The following is a 7,656-nucleotide window of genomic DNA, read 5'->3' on the forward strand; positions in this document are numbered from 1 at the left end:
CGCGGCGCCCGGGTCGTCGAGCGCGCGGGCGTCCTCCGGCGCCACCGCGCGCAGCATCCCGGGCAGTCCCGCCAGCTCGGCGACGGCGGCCGTGCACGCGGGGCAGCCCTGCAGGTGCTGCTCGAACGCGCGCCGCTCGTCCGGGTCGAGCGCGCCGAGCACGTACGCCGCGTCCCACTCGCGGTACGGGTCGCGGTGGCCCTCGGCGGTCATGACGTCACTCCCCTCTCCTGCAGCGCGAGGCGCAGGGCCCTGAGCCCGTAGTGGAGCCTCGACTTCACGGTGCCCGGCGGGATGCCGTGCTCGGCGGCGAGCTCCGCCACCGACCGCCCGCCCCAGTACGCGCCCACGACGACCGCGCGGTGCTCGGCCGAGAGGCCGGCGAGCGCGTCGGTGACGAGCCACGCGTCGAGCACGGCGGACGTCCGGTCCGGCACGCCGGCGTCCGGCACCGCGTCGCTCGTCAGCTCGTGCCGGCGGCGGGCGCTGCGCCGGTCGTCGGTGACGAGGTTGCGCGCCACGGTCCACATCCACGCGCGCGTGCCGTCGACGTCGCGCTCGAGCACCTCCGGGTGCCGCCAGGCGCGCACGAGCGTCTCCTGGACGACGTCCTGCGCGAGCTGCTCGTCGCCGGTCAGCCGCGCCACGTACCGGTGCAGCTGCCCGGCGTGCGCGTCGTGCAGCGCCCGCAGGAGCGCGTCCGGCTCGGGCACGGGCCGCCTCACCACCTCTCGCACGGTCCTGACACGTCTACCACGCGACAGCCGCCGCCCGGGTTCAGGCGGTCGCCGCGCTTCACCCGGCCCGAGGGCCCACGGACCGCACGCCGCGGGCACGTACGCTCGAGAGGTGGCCTCGCTCGACCTCCCGTCCGACCTGCACGCGCGCACCGAGGAGCTGCGGCGCCTGCTCATGACGTACCGCTTCGGCGTGGACGAGGTCATGACGAAGGTGAACATCCTGCGCGACGAGTTCCGCCACGTGCACGACTACAACCCGATCGAGCACGTGTCCTCCCGGATGAAGTCCTTCGACTCGATCCTCGCCAAGTCCCGCCGCAAGCGGATCCCTCTGACGCCGGAGGGCCTGCGCGGCCAGATGCTCGACATCGCCGGCGTGCGCATCACCTGCAGCTTCGTCACCGACATCTACCGCGTCCGCGACATGCTCGTGGGCCAGCGCGACCTCGTCGTGCTCGAGGAGCGCGACTACATCGCGCACCCGAAGCCGAACGGCTACAAGAGCCTGCACCTCATCGTGCAGGTGCCCGTGTTCCTGTCCGACCGGGTCGAGGACGTCGTCGTCGAGATCCAGCTGCGGACGATCGCCATGGACTTCTGGGCGAGCCTGGAGCACAAGATCTTCTACAAGTACGGCGGCGAGGCGCCCCGGCACCTCACGGACGCGCTCAAGCTCGCCGCGGACGTCGCGTCGTCGCTCGACACGTCGATGGAGCGGATCCACGAGGAGGTCCAGGAGCTCGAGGCGCGGCGCCCGCACCCGGAGCCGGACCCGTCGTCGCAGGACGAGATCCTCGTCGCGCTGCTGCGCGCGGCGACCGCGTCCGTCGCGCACGGCAGCCCGCGCTCCTGACCACCGCCGGGGACCAACGTCCCCGTGGCCGGCGGTCCGCCGGTGTGAGCATGGAGGCGAGGGACCGGTCCGACGGCGGACCGCCGCCGCGCCGCTCCCCGCGAGGGTTCGCCCGAGGAGCGAGGAGGCTCACCATGCGTACCGAGGGACCCGTCGTCGTGGCGGTGGACGGATCGGCGCACAGCCGGCGCACCGTCGACTGGGGACTCGCCGAGGCAGAGCGCCTGGGGGCGCCGGCGGTGCTCGTGCGGGCGTTCCAGGAGCCGTACGAGTACACGTGGGGCTGGGTCGCCGCCCCCGGTGGCGCCGAGGTCGAGGCCAAGGAGCACCTGGCCCGGGAGCTGGAGCGCGCCGCGGCCGAGCACCCGCGCCTGGACGTCGCCATGGAGGTGCTGCACGGCCCGACGGTGCCGCAGCTGCGGGCCCGGACCGCCGGGGCGCGCATGCTCGTCACCGGGGCGGGCGAGCGGCCGTCCAAGCGGATCGGCCCCGTGGCCGCCCACCTCGCCGCGCACGCGCGGTGCACCGTGGCCGTCGTGCGCCCGGAGCCGTCCGGTGGAGCGGGAGCCCGCGTCGTGGTGGGCGTGGACGGATCGGTCCCGTCGGTCGCGGCCGCCCGGGTCGCGGCGCGGGAGGCCGAGCTGCGGGGCGTCCCGCTGCTGGTCGTGCACGCGCGCCCGACGACGCGCGCGCCGTTCGGGGCGCCGATGGAGCTCCCCGCGCTGTCCGACTCCGACGCCAACGACCCCGCGCACCGCGCCGCCGCCCAGCTCACGCAGCGGCTCGGCGAGGAGTTCGCCGGCATCGCGATCGACCTGCGGCTCGTCGACGACGAGCCGGCGAACGCCGTGGTCGGCGCGGCCCGCGACGCGCAGCTCGTCGTCGTCGGCTCGCGCGGGCTCGGCGCGTTCGCCGGCATGCTGCTCGGCTCGGTCAGCACGCAGGTGGCCCGGACGGCGCACTGCACGACGATGGTGGTGCACGAGGGCTGAGGCGCCCGCGCTCCGGCCGGCAGGCGCGTGTCGGTGGCCGGTGCCACGGTGGCTGCATCGAGAGGAGCCGCCATGGCCGAGGTCGTCCTGTTCCCGCACGCGCTCGGCGTCACCGACGGCGTGCGCGCGTTCGCCCGCCTGCTGGAGGACGCCGGGCACACGGTCCACGTGAGGGACCCGTTCGACGGCGAGACGTTCGACGACGTCGAGAGCGGCGTCGCCCGCGCGCGCGAGCTCGGGTTCGACGCGATCGCGCAGCGCGACGCGGAGGCCGTCGCCGGCCTGCCCGCCGGGCTGGTGTACCTCGGCATGTCGCTCGGCGTGATGAGCGCGCAGCCCCTCGCGCAGAACCGGCCGGGCGCCCGGGGCGCCGTCCTGCTCTACTCGTGCGTGCCGCCCGAGGAGTTCGGCTCGTGGCCCGCCGGGCTGCGCGCGCAGGTGCACGGCATGGACGACGACCCGTACTTCGCGCACGAGGGCGACCTCGACGCCGCCCGGGCGCTCGCCGCCGCCGAGCCGTCGGTCGAGCTCTTCGTCTACCCCGGCTCCGGCCACCTGTTCGCGGAGCCCGGCGCACCCGGGCACGACGAGGACGCGGCCCGGCTGCTCACCCGCCGGGTCCTGGACCTCCTCGACGAGCTCGACGCCGGCGCGCCGCGGGGCACCGCGGAGGCCTGAGCGACGCCGGAGGTCCACCGGGTGCAGGCGCCCGGACCCGGACGTACGGTCGAGGACGGCGCTGCAGCCCGCCGGCGCCGCCCCCGACCGAGGGAGACCCACCCATGCCCGACGCCGACCTCAGCGGCCGCACGGTCCTCGCCGTCGTCACCAACTACGGGGTGGAGCAGGACGAGCTCGTCGTCCCCGTCGACCACCTGCGCGAGGACGGCGCCCGCGTCGTCGTCGCCGCCGTCAGCACCGACCCCGTGCAGACCCTGGTGGGCGACAAGGACCCCGGCACCACCGTCACGCCCGACACGACCCTCGGCGAGGTGAGCGCCGACGACTTCGACCTCCTCCTGGTGCCGGGCGGCACCATCAACGCCGACCAGCTGCGCCTCGACGACGACGCGATCGCGCTGGTGCGCGCGTTCGCGGAGGCGGGCAAGCCCATCGCCGCGATCTGCCACGGGCCCTGGGCCCTCGTGACCGCGGGGCTCGTCTCCGGCCGGTCGCTGACCTCGTACCCGTCGCTGCAGACCGACGTGCGCAACGCCGGCGGCTCCTGGAGCGACGAGCCCGTCATCTCGGACGACGGCGCGTTCCCGCTCGTCACCTCGCGCACGCCCGACGACATCGACGACTTCTTGGGCGCGATCGACGCGGTGCTCGCCGCCGGCTGACGACCGCGTCGAGCGGCCGGACGGGAGCGGCCCGCCCCGGCCGCCACCGTCAGGCGGGTTCGCGCGCCGACGCACCGACCGACGTGCGCGCGGCCAGGTCGCGCGCGACGGCCGGGTCGAACCGCCCCGCGCCGGGCACGAGCGCGTTCGCGGCGGCCGCTCCGGTCCCCGTCCGCAGGGCGGCCGTCAGGTCGTCGCCGCGGTCGAGGGCGACGAGCATCCCGCCCAGGAAGGCGTCGCCGGAGCCGACCGGGTACGAGCCGTGCACGCCGGTGAGGGCGGCGTGGCGGCTGCCGGCCGCGTCGACGCCTCGGGCGCCCGCGGGACCGTCCGTGACCACCACGAGCCCGCCGGTCGCGGCGCGCAGGGCGTCGGCGAGCACGCCCAGCTCCCCGGCGGGGTCCTCCCCCGTCGCCTCCGCGGCCTCGGCCCGGTTGACCTTGAGCAGGTCGGGCGGCGGCCCGTCGGCGAGCAGGCGGCGCAGGGCCGGTCCGTGGCTGTCGACCGCGGTGCGGCAGCCCGGCGGCAGGCCATCGAGCAGGCGGACGAGCACGTCCGGGCCGAGACCGGCCGGCATGCCCCCGCTCACGACGCACCACCCCGGACGCTGCGCCAGCCGGGCGCGCCACGAGGACAGCAGCGCCTGGAAGGCACGCTCGTCCGGCGCGGGCGCGGGCTCGTAGATCTCCGTCAGCCCCTCGTGGTCGGCCGCGTGGACGCTGACGCACGTCCGCGTGAGCGCCTGCTGCTCGACCACGGTCAGGGGAAGGCCGTCGGCGCGGGCCGCCTCCGCGACCACCGCGCCCGTGCCCCCGCCCAGCACCGCGACCGCCTCGACGTCGCCGCCCAGCAGCACCGCCGCGCGCGCCGCGTTGAGCGCCTTCCCCCCGGCGGTCCGGTGCACCTCGCGCGGCCGCTGGATGCCGTCCAGCGCGTCGACGAGGTACGTGACGTCGAGCGCGGGGCTCAGCGCCGCGACGGTGATCACGGCACCCCGGCGGCCGCCAGGTCGGCGAGGGTCGCCTGCCGCCCGGTCCCGCCGGCACCGAGCGTCGACAGCGAGCCCGCCGTCGCGGCCCACCGCAGCCGCTCGTCCTCGTCCTGCACGCCGTGCGCGAGCGCGGCGAGGTAACCGGCGTCGAAGGAGTCGCCGGCGCCCGTCGTGTCCACCACGTCCACGGGCAGCCCGTCGGCGCGGTGCTCGGACCCGTCGGGCGCGACCGACCAACCTCCGTCGGCGCCGGCCTTGACCACCACGCGCGGGCCCCGTGCCGCGAGCCGGCGGCCCAGCCCGCGGTCGTCCGCGGCGCTCTCGCCGACCGCACCCGCGAGGGCGCGCAGCTCCGCGACGTTGGGCAGCAGCACGTCGAGCGCGTCGAGCAGGTCCGCGACCCCGGACCAGCGCTCGGCCGGGTCCCAGTTGGTGTCGAGGCTGGTCGTCATCCCCCGGGCGCGCGCCGCGGCCAGCACGCCGGGCAGGCCCGCGGCCAGCGCGGGCTGCAGGAAGTACGACGCGACGTGGACGTGCCGCGCGTCCGAGGCGGCGAGCACCTGTGCCACCCGGGCGGGCGTGAGCGTCGGGATCGTGCCGGGCACGGTGAGGATGGCGCGGTCGTCCGGAGCGGAGAGGATCACCGAGAGCCCGGTCGGGAGCACGGGGTCGACCTCGACGAGCTCGGTGCGCACGCCGCACCCCCGGAGCACGTCCAGCGTGAACCTCCCGAGCACGTCGTCGCCGACGCGCGCGACCAGCGTCGTCGGCACGCCCAGCCGGGCGAGCCCGCAGGCGACGATCGATGCGCTCCCGCCCAGCACCAGGTCGCCGGAGTCGAGCAGCTGCTCGGCCTGCCCGAACCGCGGCGCGACGTCGCCGCGCAGGACGAGGTCCACGTTCGCGTCGCCGACGACGAGCACCGGCGTCGCCCCACCCTGCTGCACCTCGGTCATCCCTTCAGCCCGGAGAACGTCATCGTCGCGATGAACTGCTTCTGCGCGAACACGAAGAACGCGATCAGGGGCAGCGTCGCGACGACGTTGCCGGCCATGAGCGACGACCAGTCCGTGCGACGCGCGCCCTGGAAGTTCGCGATGCCGAGCTGCACGGTGAACGACGCCTCGTCGTTGATCGCGATGAGCGGCCACACGAGGTCGTTCCAGGCGCCGAGCAGCGTGAAGATCGCGAGCGTCGCGAGCGCCGGACGTGCGAGCGGCAGCACGACCCGCCAGAACACCTGCAGCCGCGTGCAGCCGTCGAGGACGGCCGCCTCCTCGAGCTCGGCCGGCAGCGACAGGAAGAACTGCCGCATGAGGAAGATGCCGAACGCCGAGGCGAGCCACGGGACGATCGCGGCGCCGAGGGTGTTGATGAGCCCCACCCGCGCGAACATCACGTACGTCGGCACCATGAGCAGCTGGGTCGGGATCATGATCGTCGCGATGATGAGGACGAACCCCATCGTCCGGCCCGCGAATGTGAGCCGGGCGAAGCCGTAGCCGGCCAGCGAGCAGAGCACGAGGTGCGAGCCGACGCCGACCACCGCCACGATCGTCGAGTTGAGCAGCCAGTGCAGGATCGGCGACTCCTGGAACAGCCGGACGAAGCCGTCGAGCGTCAGGTGCGACGGGACGAGGCGCGGGGGGAACCGGTTGATCTCGGAGGCCGGCGTGAGCGCCGTGAGGAACATCTGGACGAACGGCAGCGCGAACAGCGCGGCGACGGGCGCCAGCAGCAGGTGCCACCACCAGCGGCGCCGGCCGCGGCGGCTGCGCTGCGCCTCGCCCGCCGTCCGGGCGGGCCGCGAGAGCGTCTCGAGGGCCATCAGAACGCCTGCACCTTCGCTCGTCGGGAGTAGAGCACGACGCCGAGCGTGATGAGCAGCGTCACCGCGAACAGCCCGTAGGCGACGGCCGACGCGTACCCGAACTCCAGCCCCTTGAACGCCGTCTGCCACAGGTAGTACACGATCGTCTCGGTCGCGTTCAGCGGTCCGCCGCGCGTCGTCGTGTAGACGAGGTCGAAGAGCTGGATCGCGCCGATGGTCTGCCAGACCGTGCAGAAGACGGTCACGGGGGCCAGCTGCGGGAACGTCACGTGCCAGAACGCCTGCCACCGGTTGCACCCGTCGATGCGGGCCGCCTCGGTGAGCTCGGTCGGGATGTCCTGCAGGGCCGCGAGGTAGATGACCGTCGTGAAGGCCGCCTGGCCCCACAGCGACATGAGGGCGATGACGACCATCGCCTGGCTGGGGTCCTCGAGCCACGCCTGCTGCGGCAGGTGCAGCGCCCGCAGCACGGTGTTCGCGAGACCGAACTGCGGGTTGAACAGGTAGGTCGTGAGGATGCCGGTGGCCGCGGCGGAGGCGACGAACGGCAGGAAGATCGCCGTCCGGTACACCCCCACGAGGAACAGCGGACGGTTGAGCAGCAGCGCCAGGCCGAGGCCCAGCAGCACCGACGCGGGCACGAACAGCGCCGTGTAGAACAGCGTGTGGCCCACCGCGGCGTGCAGGTCGGCGTCCGACACCAGCCGCCGGTAGTTGTCGAGCCCGACGCCGACGGGCGTGCTGAACCCGTTCCAGTCCTGCAGCGACAGGACGAACGCCCACACGGCCGGGACGATCGACAGACCCAGGACGATCAGGGTGGCGGGCGAGACGAACCCCCACCCGGTGAGCGCCCGGCGGGTGCGGTCGCGCCGGGAGGCGCGGCGCCGCGAGGGCACGGGGGCG

The 7,656-nt window shown here is 75.1% G+C and carries 10 protein-coding genes; 4 read left to right on the forward strand and 6 right to left on the reverse strand.

Features of this window, described 5'->3' with window-relative positions:
• Together HGCM_RS12600 and HGCM_RS12605 are read right to left on the reverse strand one after the other, a co-directional pair.
• Positions 1-213, reverse strand: a 213-nt coding sequence (locus HGCM_RS12600) for a zf-HC2 domain-containing protein (protein WP_026075456.1), incomplete at its 3' end; no start/stop codon positions are given.
• Positions 210-713: a sigma-70 family RNA polymerase sigma factor gene (locus HGCM_RS12605; protein ID WP_019137194.1), complete on the reverse strand. Its 504-nt coding sequence runs from the start codon at positions 711-713 to the stop codon at positions 210-212. The genes HGCM_RS12600 and HGCM_RS12605, both read right to left, overlap by 4 nt.
• A 136-nt stretch (positions 714-849) precedes the next feature.
• On the opposite strand from HGCM_RS12605, the gene HGCM_RS18265 reads away from it, so the two are divergent.
• The 4 genes from HGCM_RS18265 (at position 850) to HGCM_RS12625 (ending at position 3,928) form a co-directional block, all read left to right on the forward strand.
• The gene (locus HGCM_RS18265) at positions 850-1,593 is read left to right on the forward strand and encodes a GTP pyrophosphokinase (RefSeq protein WP_019137195.1); all 744 of its coding nucleotides are present in this window, start codon (positions 850-852) and stop codon (positions 1,591-1,593) included.
• A gap of 134 nt (positions 1,594-1,727) precedes the next feature.
• Complete coding sequence (locus HGCM_RS18270; protein WP_019137196.1) at positions 1,728-2,585, forward strand: universal stress protein; 858 nt, start codon at positions 1,728-1,730, stop codon at positions 2,583-2,585.
• A 48-nt stretch (positions 2,586-2,633) separates the two neighbouring features.
• Positions 2,634-3,263 (forward strand): dienelactone hydrolase family protein, encoded by a 630-nt coding sequence (locus tag HGCM_RS12620; RefSeq protein ID WP_081596465.1) that lies wholly within the window; start codon positions 2,634-2,636, stop codon positions 3,261-3,263.
• A gap of 104 nt (positions 3,264-3,367) precedes the next feature.
• Positions 3,368-3,928 (forward strand): type 1 glutamine amidotransferase domain-containing protein, encoded by a 561-nt coding sequence (locus HGCM_RS12625; RefSeq protein WP_019137198.1) that lies wholly within the window; start codon positions 3,368-3,370, stop codon positions 3,926-3,928.
• 49 nt (positions 3,929-3,977) lie between these two features.
• Here HGCM_RS12625 and HGCM_RS12630 read toward each other — a convergent pair whose 3' ends face one another.
• From HGCM_RS12630 to HGCM_RS12645, 4 genes are all read right to left on the reverse strand, one after another.
• Positions 3,978-4,916: a 1-phosphofructokinase family hexose kinase gene (locus tag HGCM_RS12630; protein WP_019137199.1), complete on the reverse strand. Its 939-nt coding sequence runs from the start codon at positions 4,914-4,916 to the stop codon at positions 3,978-3,980.
• The gene (locus tag HGCM_RS12635) at positions 4,913-5,875 is read right to left on the reverse strand and encodes a carbohydrate kinase family protein (protein WP_019137200.1); all 963 of its coding nucleotides are present in this window, start codon (positions 5,873-5,875) and stop codon (positions 4,913-4,915) included. Before HGCM_RS12635 ends, HGCM_RS12630 begins: the two co-directional genes overlap by 4 nt.
• The gene (locus HGCM_RS12640) at positions 5,872-6,747 is read right to left on the reverse strand and encodes a carbohydrate ABC transporter permease (RefSeq protein ID WP_019137201.1); all 876 of its coding nucleotides are present in this window, start codon (positions 6,745-6,747) and stop codon (positions 5,872-5,874) included. The genes HGCM_RS12635 and HGCM_RS12640 overlap by 4 nt, the downstream gene beginning before the upstream one ends.
• A partial coding sequence (locus HGCM_RS12645; protein WP_040399102.1) for a carbohydrate ABC transporter permease occupies positions 6,747-7,656 on the reverse strand: 910 nt, incomplete at its 5' end. The genes HGCM_RS12645 and HGCM_RS12640, both read right to left, overlap by 1 nt.

The organism is Cellulomonas massiliensis JC225, assembly GCF_000312005.1.
Taxonomy (GTDB): domain Bacteria; phylum Actinomycetota; class Actinomycetes; order Actinomycetales; family Cellulomonadaceae; genus Cellulomonas; species Cellulomonas massiliensis.

Coding starts and splice junctions, on each gene's coding strand:
- HGCM_RS12635 (WP_019137200.1), bottom strand. CDS start 5,875: ATGACCGAGGTGCAGCAGGGTGGGGCGACGCCGGTGCTCGTCGTCGGC.
- HGCM_RS12640 (WP_019137201.1), bottom strand. CDS start 6,747: ATGGCCCTCGAGACGCTCTCGCGGCCCGCCCGGACGGCGGGCGAGGCG.
- HGCM_RS12625 (WP_019137198.1), top strand. CDS start 3,368: ATGCCCGACGCCGACCTCAGCGGCCGCACGGTCCTCGCCGTCGTCACC.
- HGCM_RS18270 (WP_019137196.1), top strand. CDS start 1,728: ATGCGTACCGAGGGACCCGTCGTCGTGGCGGTGGACGGATCGGCGCAC.